Here is a 21,458-nt window from a genome sequence, read left to right on the forward strand (position 1 = left end):
GAGGTGTGGTTGGCGGCCGTCTTCGTGGGAGATGGAGGATGTTGCTGCGCGTGTGGTTGAGTGGTGTAACCAGGTGGGTGGTCTTTATCCCGAGTTGAGCGAATGGCGATTTACCGCAGGTTCGAAGCGGGCGGCGTTGGCCACCCCAGTGGTGACCGAGCATGAGTTGGTCCGACGTCTCGTGGCTAAGGGGGGTATCGCCTCTATCTGGGCCCCGCAGGGTCCTCTTCGCGTGAACGTCAGCGCGAGTGATTATGACAAGCAGGAGAACTTGTTTCGCTTCGCGGCAGGGGGGAGGAGATCACCGGCGAACGTGGATGAGGATGATGAGGGTGTGGCCATGGCGATGGCGGAGATGGCCTGTCGTATTTTTTCGCCTGAGTATGTCAACTGCGGGAAACAGGTGGGATTGGGGCCGATGCTTGACGACGGATCTCTTGTGAAAGCAGTGAACTATGCGCCGCGGGACACATATGATTCGTATCCGGATTTTGTGCGGGCGGCGCGGGTCATACGTACCACAGCGGAGGGAGTGTTCTTCGCTCGCCCCGACAATGACTAACAGGTGCCCGCAGGTCGAGGGCCTCGACCTGTCTTGAGCCCACAGAGGCCATTGCGACAATCATCGTTTCGGCGCGGTGGCCGTCCCTGCTCGCTGCTCGGCTGTGAATAGTTCCTCATGATTCGACCGTGAGAAGTCGTTATCCCGGGTGGATATTTACCGAAGACAAGGCTGTTTCAGAGGTGCGTCGGCTGGGTCCTGAGGAGATTAAGATCAGTCATGTGCCTTGTATTCGGTAGTTTCGTTGTTGTGAACAGGAGATGATGTGTGATGTGGTCATTGAGGTGTGGTTGGCGGCCGTCTTCGTGGGAGATGGAGGATGTTGCTGCGCGTGTGGTTGAGTGGTGTAACCAGGTAGGTGGTCTTTATCCTGAGTTGAGCGAATGGCGATTTACCGCAGACTCGAAGCGGGCGGCGTTGGCCACCCCAGTGGTGACCGAGCACGAGTTGGTCCGAAATCTCGTGGCCGACGGGGGCTTGGCCTCTATCTGGGCCCCGCAGGGTCCTCTCAGCGTAGACGTCAGCGCGAGTGATTATGACAAGCGGAAGAATTTGTTTCGCTTCGCGGCAGGGGGGAGGAGATCACCGGCCAATGTGGACGAGAATGATGAGGATGTGGCCATGGCGATGGCGGAGATGGCCTGTCGCATTTTTTCGCCTGAGTATGTCAACTGCGGGAGGGCAGAATTGGAGCCGATGCTTGCGGGTGGCTCTCTTTTATCGGCGGTGAACTATGCGCCGCGGGACACATATGATTCGTATCCGGATTTTGTGCGGGCGGCGCGGGTCATACGTACCACAGCGGAGGGAGTGTTCTTCGCTCGCCCCGACAACGACTAACCGGCGCTCACAGGTCGAGGGCCTCGACCTGTCTTAAGCCCACAGAGGCCATTGCGACAATCATCATTTCGGCGCGGTGACCGTCCCTGCTCGCTGCTCGCTGCTCGGCTGTGAATAGTTCCTCATAGTTCGACCGTGAGAAGTCGTTATCCCGGGTGGATATTTACCGAAGAAAGAGCTGCTCGGGAGGAGTGGCGGTTAGTTTCTGAGGAGATTAAGATCAGCCATGTCCCTTGTATTCGGTAGTTTCGTTGTCGTGAACAGGAGATGATGTGTGATGTGGTCATTGAGGTGTGCGTGGCAGCTATCTTCTCCGAGAATGGAGGAGATCGCTGCACGTGTGGTTGCCTGGTGTAGCCAGGTGGGTGGTCTTTATCCTGAGTTGAGTGAATGGCGATTCACTGCAGACTCGGAGCGGGCAGTGTTGGCCACACCAGTGGCTATTGAGCAAGAGTTGGTCCGACGTCTCGTGGCCGAAGGAGGCTTCGCCTCTATCTGGGCCCCGCGGGGTGATCTCAACGTTCACCTCGACTTGGATACTTATGCGGAGCGGGAGGACCTGTTTCGCCTTGTGGCAATGGGAAGCTTACCGGGCGTCGTGGACGAGGACGATGAGGATGTGGCCATGATGATGACAGAGATGGTCTGTCGCATTTTTTCGCCTGAGTATGTCAACTGCGGGAGGGCGGACTTGGGGCCGAGGCTTCTAGACGGTTCTATTTTATCGGCGGTGAACTATGCGCCGCGGGACGCATATGATTCGTATCCGGATTTTGTGCGGGCGGCGCGGGTCATACGCACGACAGCGGAGGGAGTGTTCTTCGCTCGCCCCGACAATGACTAACAGGTGCCCGCGGGTCGAGGGCCTCGACCTGTCTTGAGCCCACAGAGGCCATTGCGACAATCATCGTTTCGGTGCGGTGACCGTCCCTGCTCGCTGCTCGGCTGCGAGAAGTTCCTCATAGTTTGACAGTGAGGAGTCGTTATCGCGGCATGTGGAGTCGTGGGCACCGGTTGAGGCGTTACCAGACACGGTTCGGGTCACAGCCTGTCCTGGGTCACGCCACCCAGATGACGTGTTTCGGCTCGTTCTCGGAGGGCACTCCTGAGCAGTGTGGACACGGCTATTGAGATGAAAACTGCGGTCGAGGCTTTCTTGAGCGGATGCCCTGGTGCTGGTCTGCCGGTCCAAGCCACTGGTGAGGTCGCCACGGTCTACAACATCGCAGTCGAGGTCCTGCACGACTACTACGTTGCCGGCGACGGCGGATGGGTGCTGGCGCATAATGCGTCCTTGACGGGTTGGATCCGCCCGGACTTACTGCTAAGGGATGCTGAGGGCAACTTCATTTTCGTAGAGGTGAAGAATGGCCTCAAGGCACCATTCACGAAAAATCAAAGAAAGGCGATTCCGACGTTTGGCTCAGATACCGAGTTTCGGGTCTTTGTTGATGCTGCGCGTGCGCTGGGTGAGGACCAGGCAGCGGAATGGGTGCAGACGTGTTCACTTGGGGAACAGGCTGCGATGTGTGTTGTGTCGTCATGGTTGCAGTTGGATGTGTTGGCAGTGGGGGTACAGGTGCCTCACTGGCTGGCTGAGGGCTTTGCACCAGTCTTTGTCATGGAAGGTGTGCCGCGCACGCTGGCGCGGAAGCGTAGGAAGAAGATCGAGCGCAGTGAGTTCGAATTAGCTGATCGTATGTGCGGTGGCAAGATGGTCGCTGCTGTGCCGCAGGACAGCGTGATCCCCCCCGCAGTTGCGAGATTTCTGGATGGGGGCTCGGTGAGTTATGTAGTGGCCTTTTGACCAGAAGGTCTGTGCGACAACGGGCCGGACGCCGATTGGGCGGCTTGCTACGAACGGTTGAAGGGCACTCAGCGTGGTCCTGCTGGGCCTGTGGTTCGTGCGTTCCCGGCAGAGGTGACGGCGGAGCTGCCGGAGCGCGATGACGAGAGTTGTATGTGGACGGCGATGCCGTTGCTGGCGGAGGCTTCGGGAGAGTTGCTGCATGTGGCTTTGGGGAACAGCCTCATGCAGGAGTCGGTACCCGTGTTGCAGGAGATGGCAGAACGCCATCGTATGGTGTTCTTCGACCCTGGTTCCGGGATGCGGGTGCTCGGGTGGACCAGATTGGCCTTTTGGCCTAGCCGGGCTGGGCGACTTATGGAGGGGCGTGGGGAATACGGACGGATGGTCTGCCGCGGAGAAGATCATTTTTGCGCGGAGACTTGAGAAAGATGGCGGCTGGCTAAATACAATTCACTCTATATATAGAGTATGAGTCTAATTCATGCTGAGGCTGTTGCGCATGGTATAGATATTCTCGAGAAGAACGGTTTGGAGAATTTTCTTGGTTGAGCAGATGAATTATGAAAAGGGCTTTGTTCCCCATGCTGGGGATGTGACCGCGATCTGTGTCGGGGAGCAGGAGTTCTTGGGTCGAGTCATTGATCCTGATCTGGAGATGGTGAAGGCCCCGGTGGTTCTGATGTATCAGTTCGATGCTGATGCCAGCCAGGTGGATCTTGGGGATGATCGGTCGTGCTTGCAGGCGTCAAGGAGGCTTGGCTCCTATGTCTTGGTGAACAAGAAGGAGTTTCGCCGAAAGTGGTTCCGCAGGGTGGCGAGTTTGGATTTTGAGCCCGGTGAACGTCTAGCGGTCCATCACTTCCGCATGGAGAACCGGGTTGTGGATGAGCATGGTCATCTCCTTGACTCGCCAGTGGAGCCGCTTCCGCGTTACGAGATGCTGAGTTCGTGGGGTCTGGCTTTGCAGGTTGCCGATGCCCAGGGTTGGCTGCTCGTCGATCCTGGCAGTGGGGGCGCTGCGGGGGCTTCTCGCATCGTGACCATTCATCGAGGCGAGTTGAAACTGGACCTGGCCCGAGCGGCGGCTGTGCTGGGTCCCGCCCTCGAAGGTATGGGGATCGTGCCAGATGCGGCGTGGTGGGCCTCGATGGTCTCATGGCTTGAGCCGACCCGTAGGGGGCATCTGGAATTCCATGTCGATGCTACTCACCTCGTGGCGACTGGGCCTGGACCTGACTTGCGCGCTGTGGCTGAGGGGATGGTGGAGCTAGTTGCGCATCCCGTATCAGCTCGGGAGGCGCTCCGTGCGGCGCTGGAAGCCGGGATCGATGTGACAGATCCCGCCACTGATTCCCCGTCTCTTCAGTAGGCTGCGGCTGCTATGGCCGATCCGCGTAATCTTTCGAGCGGGTTGGCGCTAGGAAGGCGTGGCTGAGAGCGGAAAAGTTCCAGGGATGGGTGCGCGGTCTCGGATTTGCGGTTGTTTCTTACTGATGTGGATCGGGAGCGGGCGTGGGAGGAGGTGCGTTCGCGTGTGCCGGGTACGAAGTTGCTGGATAACCGCTTGATTTCTTTGCCGATGCCTGCGGAGGCGATCGTTGATTCGCCATCCCAGATCGCCGGGCCGATGTTGGTGTTGTGGTCTCCGGAGGTGGATCCGGGGTTGGCTACGCGGACAAGCCCGAAGGACCCGGATGAGCCAGAAGGTGGGACCATTGCATGGGTCAAGTTGGCTCGGCGGCCTGATGGCGCGGTGCAGCCTGATCAGGTATCGGCGGTGTGGGATCCGGAACTTGAGTCGATGACTCGGTTTTTAATGAGGTGGCGAAGGCTTTGCGGGCGGTGACGCCGTTCAGGGTGACATATTTTGATGGGACGCCGGTGCCGTCGGTGCGGGTGGGTGCTGATGCTGCCCAGAGGTCGTTGGCTGGCGAGATTGCGCTTGGTGAGGCCATTGCGCGCTATCGCGTTGCCGAGGAGAAGGGCCGTACCAAGAAGTAGCCCGGATACCGATTGGGGGACTTCTTCGTTTTGAAGCTGATCGGGCTGGTACCGGGCGGGCTGGCGGGCCAATGCTCATAGGGCGGGGCAGCGCTGCTGTTGTGTGTTGCGTCTGGGGTCAGGGGTTGCTGGCGACCAGCTTTACGACGAGTCGGGTAGTCTCGTGGCCGTCGTGTCGATCCAGGCCACCGGCGAGATCGCCACGGTCTACAACTTCACAGTGGAGGGCCTGTACAACTACTTCGTGGCCGACGACAGCAGCTGGGTCCTAGCACACAATGCGACTCGTAGGCTCCAATACGGTGTTGAGGTGGATATACCTGATGATGCCGATTCGCAAACAATTGTTGGGGCGGTAGCGCGGGGCATTCGATCGCAGGGTGCCGACGATTTAGAAAAGAAATTCTCCAAGGAGATGGCGCGCGCGGCTAAGAGAAAGCCATGGCTAAGGAAGGCTTTCCTCGGTAGTCAAGTTCACTATGAAATCCGCGGTGAGCTGAATCTGTTATATCCAGGACGATTCGAATATCGAAGTGTGGGGCCCGATTACAAAGACAAACAAATGAATGACGCATTAGTGGAGTTAACTACTACAAATCCGCACACCATTAAGGCGCACACTGACAAGGGTGGAGATTATTTGACGTGTGCGTTCGCTGGCTACGATCCGTTTTAGGAGGGTGATATGACTACTGGGTTTTTGACGGACTCTGGTATCCGAGTCTGGAGCCAGACGGTGAACGACGAGACCTTCGATGTAGCACCTCATGGGCGATTGGCGGTGCGCGGAGCCAGGCTGGATGGTTGTATTTTTTCTGGTCCCCATCTGAAAGAATTTATCTTTCAGGGGTGCGAACGTTCAGTGTTTTCCGGGTGTCGCTTTGTGAACTGCCGGATTGATGAGTGGCACCACACATTCATGGACTTCGTCGACTGCGAGTTTGAGAGCGTCAAGATTAAGAAGTGGCGGCTGGACGAGGGTGACGTAGTGGATTGTCGGTTCGAGGGGGCTATCGCTGACGCCGTGATCTGGGGAGACACGGCAGCGAAACCCGGGATTGAGTACCGCCGCAACCGTTTCGAGCGGAACGACCTATCGGGCGTCGATCCTTGTTCGGTCGACTTTCGTTCGGGTGTGGACCTTGCCACCAACGTCCTTCCGGGGTCCGGTGGCTGTGCGCCACTGTTGGTCTTGGGGTGTGGTCCTCAGGTTGCTCAGGCTGCATTGGACAGGTTGGGTGAGGTCCCCGAGGAGTTGCGCGCAGCAGCGGAACAGTACCTGTCGGTGTCGTTGTGGGCTATGCATCTTGGCTCAGGGCAGAAGGACTGGTTCGGGTGGCCATTGCGTTCGACATCACCGGAGGTCTGGGCTGAAGTGTTGGGATTAGTACGAACGGTCGAGGCCGAGATGGGCGGAGAACACTGATGGGTGTCTTGTGTGATTACTTCGTGGTAGCTGAAGGCGTTGACCCGGCTGTGGTGCTGGACGAGCCTGGGGGCCCATCTCCATGAACAGCGGGCAACTGCGTGGTCTGGTGGAGACCAAGGGTGTCGATCCAGCGGTGGAGGCGTCATGTCTGCAATCGGCGTTGACGGGTGAGGAGTTGTCGGCGCTCCTGGTGGATCCTGCCGCTGGTTCCCTGGTGGCGATGGTTGATGATGGCGAGCGCATGGTCCTGGGGGTTCACCCGGGCTTGGTCTCCGCGTTGGCTGGACTAGACCTGGCGCAGGCTGGGGAGGTGGCAACGGCATGGGCTGAGGTGTCGCGGCAGGATCTGGGCCTGCAGCTTGCTGATCGGGTACGACTTGTTGAGGGTCTTGCTGGGCTGGCTCGGGCCGCTCATGACGTGGATGAGCGAGTTTATTGCTGGGTGTGCGTCTAGGCTCTGGCGCGATGTCTGCGAGGTCGAGGTCGTGACCCTCCGCTGGGTCGACTTCTGTAACCGGCTGCTATTCCTGGAGACTGGACGACCTCCCCCTCACGCAGGCCGAACAGCTGCACTACCATCGCCTTCAGCCCACCGACTGAAAGCATGAATCAAGCCTCTGGACACGCTAGGGGCTTCACTGTGGTGGAGGGGTTCTTGTGGGTGCTTTTGGCGTGGGTGTTTTTGAGTCTGATGTGCGTGGTGATGTTGAGGAGTTGTTGGAGGAGGGTGGTAAGCCTGCGGTGGTGAAGGCTGAGACTGTCCCTGCTGTGTCGCCGAAGGCTTCGTCGTCGAAGCTGTCTCCGATGGGTCGTGGTCGAAAGGACAAGGGCGATGACATTGATGGGGATGTGTATTGGCGTGATGTTCCCAATGGCGGGTACATGATCGCTCAGATTGTGGCGCACAGCAAGTTGTTGGTGGCGTTGGTGGTTTTTTGATCGGATTGTCGATGGTGAGCCGAGACATGAGGATGTGGTGGAGGTCACCAGTCAGGGGTCCCCGCTACTGCAGGGGACTGTTTCGCGTAATGCTGTGACTTTGGGTCAGGACGGTTGGGTGTATGCGGGTAAGACGGCGTATGAGGGTCGGGTGCCATTGCGGATGTTCCGACAGGTCTCGTCGAAGAAGCCATCGGGTTATGTCGAGTATGTGAGTGGACGTACTAAGAATGCGCTGGCGGCAGGGGATTGATCACCGCGGTGTTCTCGCATGGATGACACATTGGCATCCCACCGACGTGCAGGTCTTCGGGGGAATAGAGTCTTGTTAGTAGAAGTCATTACCGGTATGGGGGTTGCACGAGTCCATGATTGATCGGGTGCTGGTTGGGTCGGCTGGTAGCCGGGAGTTGGTTCGTGGTGAGGTTTTCGAGTTGAAGAACCGAACGTGGTAGGCGCTCGCGGCTGATGTAGAGGACTGCTCCTTTGAGGGTGCCCGCTGCAAGAATTTCGGCGCAGGGAGTGGTTCAGAGCCAACGATTTACCGGCGTTGCTCTTTTCGGGACGCTTGGTTGACGTTTTCGCCGGGAGGTGTGGCTCGTTTTGAGAAGTGCGATTTCACGGGCGCCCGCTTGAAGGATTGGTCGCTAATGTCTGGTGAACTGATTGATTGGTACGTTTACTGGACGTTTGCACCGCTGCCTTTTTTCTCGCCCGCGTGAACTTGATTCAGCAGCGCGTTTTCAATTTTTCGGCAATGATTTCTCGCAAGCAGAGATGATCGACTGCGACTTTCGATATGGGATCGATTTGTCGCGTCAGAAGCTCCCGCAGGGGCCCGGGTACTTCTATGCCGAGAACGGCGCGCAGGCGATCGAGCAAGCGCGGGAGCGTGCGCGGGCTGACCGAGACGACGATGCGATGATGATTCTTGACATCATCGACAAGAACCTTGTCGGACAGCAGCAGTTGTTTGACTCGGCGGCGACGTGGCCCGATTTGGGGCTTAAGCGTTGGCGTCGGATGTGGGGTCTTGTCTAATCCCCGGTCGGGGGTTGGCAGGCGGTCGAAGGGACGGGTGAAAGATGGGTATGGATCTGACTTTTTTCGTGGCGGCGGATGATGCGGCCGCAGCTGAGGTGTTGGAGCCCGGGGTGGTGTCTGGCTCGTGGGCCGCTGCCGTCGAGCACGGGGTGGTGGCTGGCGAAGAGGTCTTGGCGTTGCTGAACGCGTCTGATGACGCGGCTGATGGCGGCGCGATGGGTGAGCCTTTTGATCTGCCGGTGGCCGGTTTTGAGGAAGCCGTGATCGTTCCTGTGAAGGCGTGTGTGGTTGATGCGTTGGTCCGGCTGAGTGACGAGGATCGTGCAGCGGCTCTCGAGCAGTGGGCCGAGGAAGCGATGGTCCCAGCTGATGCGATCTCCGAGGGGCGTGACCTCCTAGACCGCTTGTCGGGTCTGGCTCGCGAGGCGCGAGAGGCTTGCCAGGGTCTGTACTGTCACTGGTCTGCGTAGGGCTTCGTCGCGAGAGCCATGACCCGGATGGGGTGGTCGCTGACGGTCGCGGAGATTCCGGGGGACGGCTACGTTCTGGTTGAAGTGGGCGACGAGGGTGGTAGCCGGTCCAGTCTGGGAGCTGCCTGTCCATCTTCGCGTCGCTCGGCGGAGCTGGGGTGTGAGTAGTTCGGGTCTTTCTCGGAGGTTGCTCCTGAGCAGTGTGTCACGGCTATTGAGATGAAGGCTGCGGTGGAGGTCTTCTTGAGCGGATGCCGTGGTGCCGAGTTGCCAGGAGGCTGGGGGCAGGGCTGACGGCGTAGCCCGAGTGTGACTGGGTGTTTGCTGTGGAGCGCTGAGTTGGAGCCGGTCATCGACCGGCCAACGATCTTCCGGGACCAGGCGGCAATGCGACGGTAATTGCTATCAATAAGCCACCTAGTTGTACTGACCGGGTACGTTGGTCAAGCGTGAGAAGGGCGGCTGGTTCCCGCAAGCGGTGTGGGGCCGGTGGTGGTTGTAGTAGTGCAGCCAGCCGTCGAGTTCTCCGCGGCGTTCGGTCTCGCTGGTGTAGCAGCGGGCGTAGGCCCAGCCGTCGGCCAGGGTGCGGTGGAAGCGTTCGATCTTCCCGTTGGTCTGCGGCCGATAGGGCCTGGTGCGCTTGTGCCGGATGCCGAGCTCGTGGCAGGTGTCTCGCCACAGGTGTGAGCGGTACGCGCCGCCGTTGTCGGACAGGACCCGCTCAACGGTCACCCCGCGTGCGTTGAACCACTTGACGGCCCGAACGAGGACCGCGGTGGCGGTGAGGGCGGTTTCGTCGTCGTGGATCTCGGCGTAGGCGACGCGGGAATGGTCGTCGATGACGGTGTGGACGTAGGCCTTGCCCATCAACGGGTCGCTGTACTTGTTCTTGGGCTTGCCCGGGGTGGCGGCGCGGTTCTTCTCGCCCTGCTGGCGGCCGACGTAGCGCCAGCCGCCGCCGTCGGGGATGTTGCCGAGCTTCTTCACGTCGACGTGCAGCATCGCCCCGGGGTGGTCGTGCTCGTAGCGGCGGACCGGCTCCCCGGTTGCCCGGTCGACATGCGAAAGCCGGTTCAGGTGCGCGTCGACGAGGATCCGGTGAACCGTCGACGGAGCGATCCCCAGCCGGCAAGCGAGCTGCACGGGTCCTTCTCGAAGACGGAGACGGAGCTGGATGCAGCGCTTCGTCGTCTTCGCGTTGGTCTTGTTCGGCGAGTGATGCGGCCGTGACGAGCGGTCCTGCATCGACTGGCCGGCGCGATAGCGGTCGGCCCAGCGCTTCACAGTGGGCCAGGAAACCTGGAACCGGGCGGCGACCTCGCTGATCGGCCAGCCCTGGTCGACCACGAGCTGGCCGACGATCAAGCGGTGGCGCGGGGTCAGTGCTGCGTTGGCGTGGAGCAAGAGCGTCCCCTTGGAATAGACGGAGGGGGCCGATAGCTCGACCCCCTCACGGTTGTTAGCGTGGATTCCTCTGTGGACCGCTGGCCCTAGGCCAGACCCTTTGCCAGCTCGATGGCGGTGAAGTGATGTACGGCGCTGGGCTGCTCGAGCTCGTCGAGCACCGCTAGGGCCAGGTCCGCAGGGGTGATCCGCGACGTGCCATCGTGGTTGATGAGGAGCGTGTCACCGCTACGGCGATAGGCGCCGGTTCCCTGTCCGGGCTCGAAGACTGCCGACGGACTCAGGTAGATCCAGTTCTGGTTCGGATGTTCGGTACACGCGTTGAACTGGTCGAGGCTGGCCGACGCGACGTCACGCCACTGGGTCGGCACGAAGGCGGGGTCGTCCAGGACGAGCAACTCTCGATCGTGAGGTGAGCGCAAGGGCGCTGCTCCTCCCACGACCAAGACCCGGACCCCCGCGACGGCGGCGTGGTCGAGGACACGGCTGGTCAGCGGAGCCACACGGCTTTCGTCGCCGGGGGCCATGCGCACGGCGAGCACGACGGCGTCTGCGTCGTTCAGGACGGGCTGCAGGGGTGCCTCGAGGTCTGTCAGATCGAGACGAGTGACGGTGGTATGCGGGTCGTTGGTCTCCTGTGGGTTCCGCGATACGGCAGTGACGTGGTGGCCGCGGCGTGTGGCCTCCTGCGCGATCGCTGCGCCGGCCATGCCGGTGGCTCCGAGAACCGTGATGTTCATGAATTGTCCTTTCGACGATGGGTGGGTGCGGGGAGCTGGCCACAGACCATGGCGGCCAGGGCGATCGCGAAGCCGAGGTACTGCTCGGCTCCGAGGTGTTCGTGCGCGATCAGGGCGCCGAGCAGGGCGGCGACCAACGGCGAGAGAAGTCCCAGGAGGGCTGTGGACGTGACGGGCAGGCGTCGGATGCCGGTGAACCAGAGGCTGTAAGAGACCAGTGCCCCGACCAGGCCGAGCCAGGCGTACCCAAGCCAGCCACGACCGGAAATCACTGCCGGTGGCCCCTCCACCAGCAGCGCCGGGATCGCCAGCAGAAGGCCGGCGGCCGTCAGCTGCCAACCGGCCAATGCGATGGGCGAGACACCTTGGGGGAGCTTCCACTTCTTGGTCAGGACCACGCCCGTGGCCATGGCCCCTGCGCCACCGAGTCCTGCAGCCACACCCACCGGGTCCAGGGCGGCGCTCGGCCCAAGGACCACGAGAGCCACCCCCACGACACCCACGACACCCCATCCCAGGCGCCAGCCGGAGAGTTGCTCGTGGAGGACAGCCACGGCCAGCAGGGCAACGATGATGGGCTGCACCGCACCCAGCGTGGCCGCGACCCCGCCCGGAAGACGCTGCGCCGACAAGAACAGCAGGGGGAAGAACGCGGCCATGTTCAGACCGCCCAACACGAAGCTCTTCCACCACCACGAGCCGCGCGGCAGCTGCCTCGACAGGCCCACCGCGATGATCCCTGCCGGCAGCGTCCTCATGAACGCGGCGAACAAGGGGTGTCCGGCTGGGAGGAGGTGGGTGGTCACGATGTACGTTGTCCCCCACGTAGCGGGGGCCAGCGCCGTCAGACAGGTCCACAGCAACGAACTGCGGGCCCCATGGGAAGAAGTGTTCACCGATCCATCGTCAGTCGCCCACCAGCGGTGAGTCCAACACATTGTTCTCACCCAAACAATGACCTGCAATCATGGTTTAGTGGAACTCCAACAGCTCAGGTACGTCGTGGCGATCGCCGAGGAGCGCAACTTCACGCGAGCAGCAGAACGCTGCTTCGTCGTGCAATCAGCACTGAGCCACCAGATCAAGGCCCTCGAACAGGAACTCGGCACGGCACTGTTCGTGCGCTCATCCCGTCGGGTGGAGCTGACCGCCGCCGGCGAAGCCTTCCTCACGGAAGCACGCGCCAGCCTCGCAGCCGCCGACCGTGCCGTGGCGGTCGCTGCCGAGGCCGTGGGCCAGGTCCGCGGAAGCCTATCGGTAGGTGTCATCCCGACGGTCACAGCCGTCAGCGTGCCCGACATCATCGCGGCCTTCCACGCCAGCCATCCCCACGTGGACCTCACCGTGCGGGGCGGGGGAAGCAATGAGTTCATGCGCGACCTCGGCAGCGGGAGACTCGACGTGGCCTTTCTCGGCGTGGACGCCGACGTCGCCCCAGCGTCCGGACTCACCGCGCACGAGATCGCCCGAGGGCGTCTCGTCGCCGTCATGGCGTCACAACACCGGCTAGCGCACACGGGCACCCTGGCCCTGGCTGACTTGGTCGACGAGACGTTCATCGACTTCCCGGCCGGGTCACCAGGCAGACTCCAAGGCGATCGGGCATTCGCTGCCGCAGGCCTTCAGCGCCGCGTGGGCTTCGAGGCGATGTCGACCGAGTTCATGCTCGCCCTCGTCGAACGTGGGTTGGGCGTCTGCCTGCTGCCCGTCGAATGTGTGCCGGCTAACCCAGCGCTGCGAGCAGTTCCCGTGGCCGATGGCCCCTGCCGGGCCGAGTACGTCGCGTGGGGCTCTTTCAATCCGAGCCCCGCGTCTCGGGCGTTCATCGAACAGGTCAAGGAATCAATCGCCCTGCACATGGTCGGCTGATGCCGGTCCCATCGATCAACGTCTCCGGTCCGTACAGCTAGCCAGGTCGGACCGCAAGATTCCTCTACCGAAGCACTCGCATCCCGGAACCAGGACCGAAGAACACCATTTGCCGCTCATGGCGCAGACTAGCGACGTGCGGCCGCCCGCGAAGCCGGGGACTGCCGACTCTCGGCGGCGCGCCGCAAGAGTTCGACCATCTGCCGGGACCACCCAGCCTGACGCCCGGACTGTTCAGGGAAGAACCACTCCGACTGACCAGTCGCAAGATCCTCACGCGCAAACCGCAACGCCTGCTCACACCGCGCAGCGTCGCCCTCAGCCAACCCATCAGCGACAGCAAGTAGCTTCTCGGCAGCCTTCACGACAGCGGCCCGATCATCGGTCACAAAGGCCGAATCGGCGAAGCGATTACCGACCACAGCCAGCCCAGCCCGCTGCGAGCACGGCCCCGAGAACTTCAACTCGGTGAGATCATTACCGTCGATCACCCCCGCACCACCGCCGACAGCAGAACTCTCGCCCCACCACAGCACATCCTTCGCCGTTCCCTGGACCCGGCAGCCCCGCATCGCGGCCCGCTCAAAAACCCACTTCTTCACCCGCAGATTTGTGAACTCACAATCGACAAACTCAACGTCCTGACACATCCAGCTTTCAACGGCCAGCCCGTCAAAATGGCAACCGACATAGCGCACCCGCTCGCCACGAGGAAAGCCCGGATACCAGTCGGCAATCTTGCGGCCACCCAGCGACCACCCCTTGACCAAGCCCTCGCTAAAAGCCATCACCCGATCCATGTCCCCCTGAGGGACCACACCGCCCGGAACCTGCACCTCCACCTGACTTGGCGGATCCGCCTGGGATGGATTGAACAACATCCTCACAACTACCTCCTAGCACCCAGGCTGCGCGTAGGTTGGGTAGGCACCTGCATCCTTTGGGTATCCGTCCTTCATTGTATGGAATAGAATCCGCTTAACTCCGGATTCAAGCCGACTGGATTTGAGTTTGATGGGAGTAGTCTCGATGGACCTCAGTGAGGCATGGGCGCAGTTGTGTGCCGCCAACGAGCGGTGGACGGCGTCTGATCTTCGGCCCATGTGGGAGCATGAAGGTCCTCGGCCTGGCTTGAGTGAGTCGGAGTGTTGGGATGTCCGTCGTCATCACCCAGAGGTGCCCGAAGCCTACGTGGAGGTTCTCCGGCTTGCTGACGGATGGCCTTCCTTTTATCAAGACTGCGTACTATTTGGGCGGCCTGAATTACGTTCTCGCCCGGGCATGATTGCCGAGGCGGCCAATCAGCCGGCGACGGATACCCCGTCGCCGGCTGACTGTTTTCTGGCTGCAGCTAGTCGCTCTGACGTGGATCAGTTCTTCCTCGAGACGGATCGTGGGCGGCCAGGCCGCGTGTTCTGGTACGCAGGCTCGCTGGTAGACACCTTCGACGACATCCCGTCGTGGCTGGCCGCGATGGCGGTCTACCTCGATGAAGAGACGCAGGAGAATCTGTAGGCCTGATTCCTGCAGGAGAACTGTGAAGCCTCCCGGTGTGGAGCTGTCCGTGAGCGAGTGCGAACGGGGCGTGATGGCAATATCAAGACCCATGTTGAGGCCCATTCTCGAGCTTATGAGTTGCAGATCACGGGTCGGCCTGAAGGCTACTATGTCAATGGTGTCGAGTTTGACGGTTTCCAGAATGGAGAACTCCTTGATGCCAAGGGGCTCGGATATGAGAAATTACTAACCGCGAAGTGGAGTACGGCTCGTGGCCCGCTCAGGGATGCTGCTGACCGCCAGCTAGAGGCGGCGGGGTCAACGCCCATTCATTGGATATTTGCTGAAGAAGGGGCTGCTAGGGTGGCGAGTAAGTTCATTCCTGAGGAGATTAAGATCAGTCATGTGCCTTTTCTTCGGTAGTTTCGTTGTTGTGAGCAGGAGATGATGTGTGATGTGGTCACTGGAGTGTGGTTGGCGGCCGTCTTCGTGGGAGATGGAGGATGTTGCTGCGCGTGTGGTTGAGTGGTGTAACCAGGTGGGTGGTCTTTATCCTGAGTTGAGCGAATGGCGATTTACCGCAGGTTCGAAGCGGGCGGCGTTGGCCACCCCAGTGGTGACCGAGCACGAGTTGGTCCGAACTCTCGTGGCCAAGGCGGGCTTCACCTCTATCTGGGCCCCGCAGGGTGATCTCAGCGTGGACGTCAGCGCGGATGATTATGCGAAGCGGAAGAATTTATTTCGCCTTGTGGCAATGGGGAGCTTACCGGGTGCCGTGGACGAGGACGATGAGGATGTGGCCATGGCGATGGCGGAGATGGCCTGTCGTATTTTTTCGCCTGAGTATGTCAACTGCGGGAAAGAGGAATTGGAGTTGATGCTTGACGGCCGTGCTCTTGTGTCAGCGGTGAACTATGCGCGGCGCGGCAGATATGATTCGTATCCGGATTTTGTGCGGGCGGCGCGGGTCATACGTACCACAGCGGAGGGAGTGTTCTTCGCTCGCCCCGACAACGACTAACGGTCTATGAATCGCCCCGGGATGTCCGGAGATTCTGAGCTTTGAGAAGGTTGGAGTCATGGCAGGCAATACGAACGAGCGCTATCCCGCTGAGCTGAGGGCCCGGGCGGTGCAGATATATTACGAGACCTGCCCGAACTATGACAGAGATTGGCCGCCCGTGTGTCTCGGTGGCGCCGGACCGGTTGTGGGTTGGCTGGCCGGGACCGAGTTGATCAAAACCCGGGGCAGTCCAATGCGTGTGGAGGTGGTTCATTCGTCCCGCCGTTCGATCCCACCCAGGAACGGACTCAATAATGACTGTTGGGGAGTTTTGTACTCCTGCCCGTGGCGCGATCGGATTGAGGCTTAGACTGAGCATCAACACAATGTCAGCGTCTGGACGAATTACCGCTCAGACAAGTTTGGGAAAGGATGGATTGTCGTGGCATTCAATTTGAAGAGTCGTCATTTGTTGTCGCTGGCACATCACAGCACCGAAGAGATCGAATTCCTTGTCCGACTCGCTGCGCAGCTCAAAGAGGCCAAATACTCCGGGACCGAGCAGCCCATGCTCGAGGGGAAGAACATCGCTTTGATCTTCGAGAAGGCGTCGACGCGGACTCGGTGTGCGTTCGAGGTGGCGGCCCATGATCAGGGTGCGCATGTGACGTACCTCGGCCCGAGCGGATCCCACATCGGTCACAAGGAGTCCATGAAGGACACTGCCCGAGTGCTGGGACGCATGTATGACGGCATCGAGTACCGCGGATTCCACCAATCCGTCGTGGAGGAGTTGGCCGAGTACGCTGGCGTCCCCGTCTTCAACGGCCTGACCGACGAGTTCCACCCCACTCAGATGCTCGCCGACGCCCTGACCATGCTGGAGCACGCTCACAAGCCCTTCCATCAGATCAAGTTCGCCTACGTCGGTGACGGCCGCAACAACATGGGCCGTTCCCTTTTGTTGCTGGGCGCCAAGCTCGGCATGGACGTCAGGATCGGAGCCCCGGAGGGTCTGCAGCCTGACTCGGAACTCGTCGAGCAGTGCCAGGAGTGGGCTGAGGAGTCCGGTGGCAAGGTGCTCGTCACGGCATCTGCTGAGGAAGCCGTCCGTGACGTGGACTTTATTCACACCGATGTGTGGGTGTCGATGGGCGAGCCGGTGGAGAGTTGGGGGGAGAGGGTTGACACCCTCATGCCGTTCCAGATCAACGATGACCTCGTCGCGGCTGCCAACAACCCACGCGTCAAGGTCATGCACTGTCTGCCGGCATTCCACAACAGTGAGACGACGGTGGGTGCCGAAATCGCTGAGACCTACCCGCAGCTGGCCAATGGCATCGAGGTCACCGAGTCGGTCTTCGAGTCCCCGGCATGCATCGCCTTCGACCAGGCCGAGAACCGCATGCACACCATCAAGGCGGTCATGGTCGCGTCGCTGGCCTGACGGTAGTGACTGGAGGAAAATCAATGAGGATTTTGGTTGCATTGGGCGGTAACGCTCTGCTGCGACGCGGTCAACCGATGACGGCGGAGAACCAGCGTGCCAATGTGAGGATCGCGGCCGAGCGGATCAAGGAGGTCGCCGTCGACCATCAAGTCGTCGTGGCCCACGGCAATGGTCCGCAGGTGGGTCTGCTGGCCTTGCAGTCGACGGCGTACGAGGAAGTCGGCATCTATCCGCTGGATGTGCTGGGGGCTGAGTCTCAGGCCATGATCGGCTACATGATCGAGCAGGAGCTGGGTAATGTCATGCCCAAGGAGCAACAGATCGTCACCATGATCACGATGACGGTCGTTGACGCCGATGATCCTGCATTCGACAATCCCACCAAGCCGATCGGCCCGGTCTACGATCGGGAGACCGCGGAGAGGTTGGCTGCTGAGAAGGGGTGGTCCATCGCCGCTGACGGTGAGTATTTCCGCCGGGTGGTGGCCTCCCCGCAGCCGCGCAACATTGTCGAGCAGAAGGCCATCCGTCAGCTGGTCGATTCCGGTGTCCTCGTCGTGTGTGCTGGTGGCGGTGGCATTCCCTGCGTCTTCGACAATGAGGGCAGCCTTCACGGTGTTGAGGCTGTTATCGACAAGGACTTGGCTTCGGCTGAGTTGGCGGTACGGGCGGAGGCTGATCTTCTCGTCATCGCCACGGACGTTGACGGCGTCTACGAGAATTGGGGCACTCCCGACCAGAAGTTCATCAAGGAGATGCGCGCCGAGGATGCCCTCAACGCGGAGTTTGCGGCGGGGTCGATGGGGCCGAAGGTACGGGCAGCCTGCAATTTCGCCCTGGCTACCGGAAAGCGTGCCGTCATTGGCTCCCTCGAGGACATTCGCGGGCTTGTTGACGGCACCTGTGGGACGGCGATCGTCTCTGACTCACCCGGAGACGTCGAGCTTCACTGATCAGTTCACGCACGAGTGCCGCAGACGTGGATGTCTGCGGCACTCGTGACAATTATGGACGTTCCTCGATGGTTCGGGCGTCGACGAGGTTGAGTCTCATGATCTTTCCGATCAGGCCACGCGCAGTGAACAACACCGAGATGGCCTCGACGACCAGGACGGTTGTTCCGATGCTTGCCAGGATGCTGAATCTGGTGTTGGCGAGCTGGGAGCACATGAAGGCCACACCGACGACGAGGCTGTGGCGTCGACCTGCGGGCAACCCCAGGGTGTTCGTCCAGACAAGGTGGGCCGTTCCCATTCCGGGGGAGACCCCGAGGCGCCCCGCCATGGCGACGATGACGTAGACGAGGTTGATCGCCATGAGCAGCGGTGTCCCGTAGGTCTCCATGAAGTCCCCGATCGCCGTCTTGCTCTCGGGGTTGTTGTACAACATGGTCATCTCGATCGCGACTGCCACGGCCAGGGCGACGAGGTCGATGATGGCCACCCACCAGGCGTCAATGAGGAGGGCGAGAAATCGTCGTCCCTTGGTCACCTCACGCGGCTCGTTGGCCTGTTTCTCCATCTGCTCCGGGGCTTGCGAGAAGTGTGGGGCAAAGGTCGTCGTGAGCACGCCGAGGATGCCACCGAGGGTATTCGTGATGAGGTCGTTGACGTCGGCGGCGCGGTACTGACAGTTGGAGATGAACCAGTTGCCCGTGTACTGCGTGAGCTCGATGAACAGGGACGTGCCGAAGCCGAGCAGTATCGCGGCCCAGGGGCGCATTCGGAGAAGACGGACGGCATAGAAGCCCAACGGGACGAAGAGGGCGACGTTGAGCACCATTTGCATCATCGAGAAGCTGGTGAGCACCTCCATGACGGGTGCGCCGGCGAACTGGTGGGCCATGTCTCGGAAGTACTCGGTGGGGTCGAGGATGAAGTAGCGCGGATGAGCGGCGCAGTACTTGTCGGACAGCGGCGGCACCGGAAAAATCGTGTAGGCGATGATCGCTGTGACGTACACGAAGTTGGAGAAGACCAACACCATTCGTCCGAACGAGGGCGCCCCGAACCGCCTGAACTGGTGAATGAGCACCGGGACGAATGTGACGACGCTGATGCCTGCGCCGATGAGGATTGAGATGAGTGCCTTGTCGAGCATGAGTCCTTCCAACTGTGAGCCATGACCAGGATGGCAGGTCAGGGCGCCGCCGGGCATCCTCCCGCGGGACGAGAACCGCGTCAACCGCGAGTTTGAGAGCCTGGCTCGACGGACCGTCAAGGGAATGCGAACCGGTACCATCCACATCGCGCTCCAAGGCTCGTCAGGACTGAACTGGTGCAGGTACCCCGGCGACGACCGGGAATGACGATCGCCCGTCCCCTGACATGGGGGCGGGCGATCTGCGTCCTCATTCGTCAGCGAGGATGCTGCCCTCAGTGGAGATGCTGTGAGCTGCTGAGGGTGCGGGAGTCGACGAGCTGCAGGTGCATGAGCTTCGCGATGATGCCGCGCTCGTCCCACAGCACCGAGATCGCCTCGACGAAGAGGATGAGGATGCCGATCGACGCGAAGCCTCCGACCACGGTCTTGCCCAGAATGGCCAGGATGAAGGCCAGACCGATGACGAGGGTGTGACCTCGTCCGGCGGGGCGACCGTTCTCGTTGACCCAGGCCAAGTTCCGGGAGCTCGTTCCGGGGGAGACGCCGAGGCGTCCGAGCAGGCAGACGAGAACGTAGCCGATGTTGACGCCGATCAGGAGGTCAGTGCCGACCGCCTGGATGGCCTGCTCGATCGCGGGCTTCTGGTCGATGGTGTTGGCCTCGTAGGCCAGGGCGGAGCCGAAGTACAGGCCACGTGCCAGCATGCTGAGGACGACAACCCACACCGCATCGATCGCCAGGGTTCCGAATCGACGCTGCTTGGTCACGGGTTCGGGGGAACCGGTCGGGCGCCTGCCTTCCTTGCGGACCTTGTGCACCAGGGTTGGGACAAGGAGGACCAGGGCAATAACGACGGCGATGATGGTCAGGATGAGGGCCTGGGTGCTCATGGTGTCCTTCCATGTGGGGTGGGCATCCACCCTGCCCGCTGTGAAGTCGTCGCACATCGTGCTCGAGTATGAAAACCGAGTCATCCGAGGGTTTCATCGTGGTGAGGTGCCTGGGAACGACGATCGCCCGTGCGGGATGGACGGGCGATCAGTAGGGATGTGTGATCCGGCGGGAGGTGTGAGACGACCTCAGTCGTCGTTTTCGGCCTCCTTGGCAGCCTCGGCGACCTGCTCCCCGGTGACGTCGGGGTGCTCCAGGCGCCACTGGGCCTGCCATGCCGCGCCGATGATGCCGGCACGGTTGAGCAGCTGGGCCGGAACGATCGGGGTCTCCAGGTTGAGGTAGTGGAAGAACTTCTCGTGATCCTTGGAGACGCCGCCGCCGACGACGAAAAGATCGGGGGAGAACAACATCTCGACGACCTCGTAGTAGCGCTGCAGGCGCTTGGTCGCCCAGTCCTTGTAGGACATCTTCTTGCGGTCCTTGACCGAGGAGGCGGCGCGTTTCTCGGCGTCGTGGCCGTCGATCTCGAGGTGTCCCAGCTCGGTGTTCGGCAACAGGATGCCGTTGTTGATGACAGCAGACCCGATGCCAGTGCCCAGGGTGGTGAGGATGACGACGCCCGGGACACCCTTGGCTGCACCGTAGTGGACCTCACCCAGGCCAGCGGCGTCTGCGTCGTTGAGGACGGTCACGGGGCGGCCGAGGGCATCACTGATGTAGTCCTCGGCGTGCAGGCCGGCCCACCCCTGGTCGAGGTTGGCGATGAAGGAGATGACACCATGGCGTGCCGGGGCGGGCAAGGAGATGCCAACCGGTCCGTCGCCAATGGTGGGGGCGAAGTTGTCGACGATCTCGCGCAGCACGGCGACGACATTCTTGGGGGACGACTTCTCAGGGGTGGGGATGCGAAGACGCGATTCGGCGAAATCCCCGACTTCGAGGTCAACCGGGGCTCCCTTGATCCCGGAGCCACCGACGTCAATACCCAGCACGTTACTCATGGGGGCAAGCGTAACGGGTGGTGGCGGAGCTCGGGGGGGGGGAGACAGTGAAGCGCGTCAGTGCGGTTGCCACGTTGAGGCGGCAGCGGACAACCCGAACGTGCAGTCCCTCTTGGGAGGTGACGTTCCCAGCCACCAGCGCTGTGCCGAGGTGACTCTGCATGGCATTGAGGTGCGCAGACAAGGCCTGCAGGCCCCCTCACCTTGCGTATTCGCAGCGACGGCCGGTATCCGCGAAAAATGCCATCCGGTGAAGACCAGACCGACCACCGCAGCGATGGCACCGGCCCACCAGGTGACGAAGATCCCCAGCACGGCGGCGAGGACGACCGTCAGAATGCCTCAGGTCAGACAGACCATGAGCCTCGTGACGGTCACGCATTTCGCAGAGACCGGATGCCA

The 21,458-nt window shown here is 61.2% G+C and carries 24 protein-coding genes and 1 pseudogene; 18 read left to right on the top strand and 7 right to left on the bottom strand.

The window, feature by feature from the left end:
* Positions 1-232: 232 nt before the first annotated feature.
* The 12 genes from ACUCCZ_RS00200 (at position 233) to ACUCCZ_RS00255 (ending at position 9,095) form a co-directional block, all read left to right on the top strand.
* Entirely contained in the window at positions 233-562 is a 330-nt protein-coding gene (locus tag ACUCCZ_RS00200; protein WP_435917428.1) for a hypothetical protein, read from the top strand.
* Positions 563-1,156: 594 nt separating this feature from the next.
* Complete coding sequence (locus tag ACUCCZ_RS00205; RefSeq protein WP_462981542.1) at positions 1,157-1,402, top strand: hypothetical protein; 246 nt, start codon at positions 1,157-1,159, stop codon at positions 1,400-1,402.
* Between the two features lie 319 nt (positions 1,403-1,721).
* The gene (locus ACUCCZ_RS00210) at positions 1,722-2,246 is read left to right on the top strand and encodes a hypothetical protein (RefSeq protein WP_435917427.1); all 525 of its coding nucleotides are present in this window, start codon (positions 1,722-1,724) and stop codon (positions 2,244-2,246) included.
* A 288-nt stretch (positions 2,247-2,534) separates the two neighbouring features.
* Positions 2,535-3,209, top strand: coding sequence for a hypothetical protein (locus ACUCCZ_RS00215; RefSeq protein ID WP_435917425.1), 675 nt, complete (start codon positions 2,535-2,537; stop codon positions 3,207-3,209).
* Positions 3,210-3,765: 556 nt separating this feature from the next.
* Positions 3,766-4,581 carry a hypothetical protein gene (locus ACUCCZ_RS00220; RefSeq protein WP_016666310.1) on the top strand — a complete coding sequence of 272 codons (816 nt, stop codon included), beginning with the start codon at positions 3,766-3,768 and terminating at the stop codon, positions 4,579-4,581.
* A gap of 488 nt (positions 4,582-5,069) precedes the next feature.
* Positions 5,070-5,213, top strand: coding sequence for a hypothetical protein (locus tag ACUCCZ_RS00225; RefSeq protein ID WP_252909443.1), 144 nt, complete (start codon positions 5,070-5,072; stop codon positions 5,211-5,213).
* A gap of 163 nt (positions 5,214-5,376) precedes the next feature.
* On the top strand, positions 5,377-5,889 hold the full coding sequence (locus ACUCCZ_RS00230) for a hypothetical protein (RefSeq protein ID WP_021107986.1): 513 nt from the start codon (positions 5,377-5,379) through the stop codon (positions 5,887-5,889).
* A gap of 60 nt (positions 5,890-5,949) precedes the next feature.
* Positions 5,950-6,639: a pentapeptide repeat-containing protein gene (locus tag ACUCCZ_RS00235; RefSeq protein ID WP_435917424.1), complete on the top strand. Its 690-nt coding sequence runs from the start codon at positions 5,950-5,952 to the stop codon at positions 6,637-6,639.
* A gap of 82 nt (positions 6,640-6,721) precedes the next feature.
* Positions 6,722-7,096 (top strand): hypothetical protein, encoded by a 375-nt coding sequence (locus ACUCCZ_RS00240; RefSeq protein ID WP_016666307.1) that lies wholly within the window; start codon positions 6,722-6,724, stop codon positions 7,094-7,096.
* Positions 7,097-7,314: 218 nt separating this feature from the next.
* A complete protein-coding gene (locus ACUCCZ_RS00245) occupies positions 7,315-7,581 on the top strand; it encodes a dUTP diphosphatase (RefSeq protein ID WP_445439685.1) in 267 nt (88 codons plus the stop codon).
* Positions 7,582-8,247: 666 nt separating this feature from the next.
* Positions 8,248-8,622: a hypothetical protein gene (locus ACUCCZ_RS00250; protein ID WP_435917423.1), complete on the top strand. Its 375-nt coding sequence runs from the start codon at positions 8,248-8,250 to the stop codon at positions 8,620-8,622.
* A gap of 50 nt (positions 8,623-8,672) precedes the next feature.
* A complete protein-coding gene (locus tag ACUCCZ_RS00255) occupies positions 8,673-9,095 on the top strand; it encodes a hypothetical protein (protein WP_237721787.1) in 423 nt (140 codons plus the stop codon).
* 417 nt (positions 9,096-9,512) lie between these two features.
* Here ACUCCZ_RS00255 and ACUCCZ_RS00260 read toward each other — a convergent pair whose 3' ends face one another.
* The 3 genes from ACUCCZ_RS00260 to ACUCCZ_RS00270 all read right to left on the bottom strand — a co-directional run bounded on the left by ACUCCZ_RS00260 (position 9,513) and on the right by ACUCCZ_RS00270 (position 12,045).
* Positions 9,513-10,499 carry an IS481 family transposase gene (locus tag ACUCCZ_RS00260; protein WP_202726018.1) on the bottom strand — a complete coding sequence of 329 codons (987 nt, stop codon included), beginning with the start codon at positions 10,497-10,499 and terminating at the stop codon, positions 9,513-9,515.
* Between the two features lie 86 nt (positions 10,500-10,585).
* Positions 10,586-11,239, bottom strand: a complete 654-nt coding sequence (locus tag ACUCCZ_RS00265; RefSeq protein ID WP_036316262.1) for an NAD(P)-dependent oxidoreductase — start codon at positions 11,237-11,239, stop codon at positions 10,586-10,588.
* Positions 11,236-12,045 carry an EamA family transporter gene (locus ACUCCZ_RS00270; RefSeq protein ID WP_235187750.1) on the bottom strand — a complete coding sequence of 270 codons (810 nt, stop codon included), beginning with the start codon at positions 12,043-12,045 and terminating at the stop codon, positions 11,236-11,238. The genes ACUCCZ_RS00265 and ACUCCZ_RS00270 overlap by 4 nt, the downstream gene beginning before the upstream one ends.
* A 169-nt stretch (positions 12,046-12,214) precedes the next feature.
* On the opposite strand from ACUCCZ_RS00270, the gene ACUCCZ_RS00275 reads away from it, so the two are divergent.
* Positions 12,215-13,108: a LysR family transcriptional regulator gene (locus ACUCCZ_RS00275; protein WP_031943895.1), complete on the top strand. Its 894-nt coding sequence runs from the start codon at positions 12,215-12,217 to the stop codon at positions 13,106-13,108.
* Positions 13,109-13,236: 128 nt separating this feature from the next.
* Here ACUCCZ_RS00275 and ACUCCZ_RS00280 read toward each other — a convergent pair whose 3' ends face one another.
* Positions 13,237-13,989 (bottom strand): hypothetical protein, encoded by a 753-nt coding sequence (locus tag ACUCCZ_RS00280; protein ID WP_435917685.1) that lies wholly within the window; start codon positions 13,987-13,989, stop codon positions 13,237-13,239.
* Positions 13,990-14,389: 400 nt separating this feature from the next.
* Between ACUCCZ_RS00280 and ACUCCZ_RS00285 the strand changes: the two genes are divergently transcribed.
* The 5 genes from ACUCCZ_RS00285 to arcC all read left to right on the top strand — a co-directional run bounded on the left by ACUCCZ_RS00285 (position 14,390) and on the right by arcC (position 18,011).
* Complete coding sequence (locus ACUCCZ_RS00285; protein WP_435917422.1) at positions 14,390-14,623, top strand: hypothetical protein; 234 nt, start codon at positions 14,390-14,392, stop codon at positions 14,621-14,623.
* Positions 14,624-14,680: 57 nt separating this feature from the next.
* Positions 14,681-15,028, top strand: a complete 348-nt coding sequence (locus ACUCCZ_RS00290; RefSeq protein WP_435917421.1) for a Tox-REase-5 domain-containing protein — start codon at positions 14,681-14,683, stop codon at positions 15,026-15,028.
* Positions 15,029-15,059: 31 nt separating this feature from the next.
* Positions 15,060-15,626 carry a hypothetical protein gene (locus ACUCCZ_RS00295; RefSeq protein WP_435917684.1) on the top strand — a complete coding sequence of 189 codons (567 nt, stop codon included), beginning with the start codon at positions 15,060-15,062 and terminating at the stop codon, positions 15,624-15,626.
* Between the two features lie 424 nt (positions 15,627-16,050).
* On the top strand, positions 16,051-17,055 hold the full coding sequence (locus ACUCCZ_RS00300; protein ID WP_117189735.1) for an ornithine carbamoyltransferase: 1,005 nt from the start codon (positions 16,051-16,053) through the stop codon (positions 17,053-17,055).
* A gap of 23 nt (positions 17,056-17,078) precedes the next feature.
* Positions 17,079-18,011 carry a carbamate kinase gene (gene arcC / locus ACUCCZ_RS00305; protein ID WP_435917420.1) on the top strand — a complete coding sequence of 311 codons (933 nt, stop codon included), beginning with the start codon at positions 17,079-17,081 and terminating at the stop codon, positions 18,009-18,011.
* A gap of 52 nt (positions 18,012-18,063) precedes the next feature.
* On the opposite strand, the gene ACUCCZ_RS00310 is transcribed toward arcC, so the two are convergent.
* The 3 genes and pseudogenes from ACUCCZ_RS00310 to ppgK form a co-directional block, all read right to left on the bottom strand.
* Entirely contained in the window at positions 18,064-19,158 is a 1,095-nt protein-coding gene (locus ACUCCZ_RS00310) for a VanZ family protein (protein WP_435917419.1), read from the bottom strand.
* 275 nt (positions 19,159-19,433) lie between these two features.
* Entirely contained in the window at positions 19,434-20,051 is a 618-nt protein-coding gene (locus tag ACUCCZ_RS00315) for an RDD family protein (protein ID WP_435917683.1), read from the bottom strand.
* Positions 20,052-20,240: 189 nt separating this feature from the next.
* Positions 20,241-21,142 (bottom strand): annotated as a pseudogene (gene ppgK, locus ACUCCZ_RS00320) (polyphosphate--glucose phosphotransferase).
* Positions 21,143-21,458: the final 316 nt, after the last annotated feature.

Source organism: Cutibacterium nasicola (assembly GCF_052654715.2).

Excerpts from the sequence above, each read along its gene's own strand:
- ACUCCZ_RS00215 (WP_435917425.1), top strand. The coding sequence starts at position 2,535 with ATGAAAACTGCGGTCGAGGCTTTCTTGAGCGGATGCCCTGGTGCTGGT.
- ACUCCZ_RS00265 (WP_036316262.1), bottom strand. The coding sequence starts at position 11,239 with ATGAACATCACGGTTCTCGGAGCCACCGGCATGGCCGGCGCAGCGATC.
- ACUCCZ_RS00210 (WP_435917427.1), top strand. The coding sequence starts at position 1,722 with ATGGAGGAGATCGCTGCACGTGTGGTTGCCTGGTGTAGCCAGGTGGGT.
- arcC (WP_435917420.1), top strand. The coding sequence starts at position 17,079 with ATGAGGATTTTGGTTGCATTGGGCGGTAACGCTCTGCTGCGACGCGGT.
- ACUCCZ_RS00310 (WP_435917419.1), bottom strand. The coding sequence starts at position 19,158 with ATGCTCGACAAGGCACTCATCTCAATCCTCATCGGCGCAGGCATCAGC.
- ACUCCZ_RS00295 (WP_435917684.1), top strand. The coding sequence starts at position 15,060 with ATGTGGTCACTGGAGTGTGGTTGGCGGCCGTCTTCGTGGGAGATGGAG.
- ACUCCZ_RS00240 (WP_016666307.1), top strand. The coding sequence starts at position 6,722 with ATGAACAGCGGGCAACTGCGTGGTCTGGTGGAGACCAAGGGTGTCGAT.
- ACUCCZ_RS00280 (WP_435917685.1), bottom strand. The coding sequence starts at position 13,989 with ATGTTGTTCAATCCATCCCAGGCGGATCCGCCAAGTCAGGTGGAGGTG.
- ACUCCZ_RS00255 (WP_237721787.1), top strand. The coding sequence starts at position 8,673 with ATGGATCTGACTTTTTTCGTGGCGGCGGATGATGCGGCCGCAGCTGAG.
- ACUCCZ_RS00285 (WP_435917422.1), top strand. The coding sequence starts at position 14,390 with ATGATTGCCGAGGCGGCCAATCAGCCGGCGACGGATACCCCGTCGCCG.
- ACUCCZ_RS00315 (WP_435917683.1), bottom strand. The coding sequence starts at position 20,051 with ATGAGCACCCAGGCCCTCATCCTGACCATCATCGCCGTCGTTATTGCC.
- ACUCCZ_RS00220 (WP_016666310.1), top strand. The coding sequence starts at position 3,766 with ATGAATTATGAAAAGGGCTTTGTTCCCCATGCTGGGGATGTGACCGCG.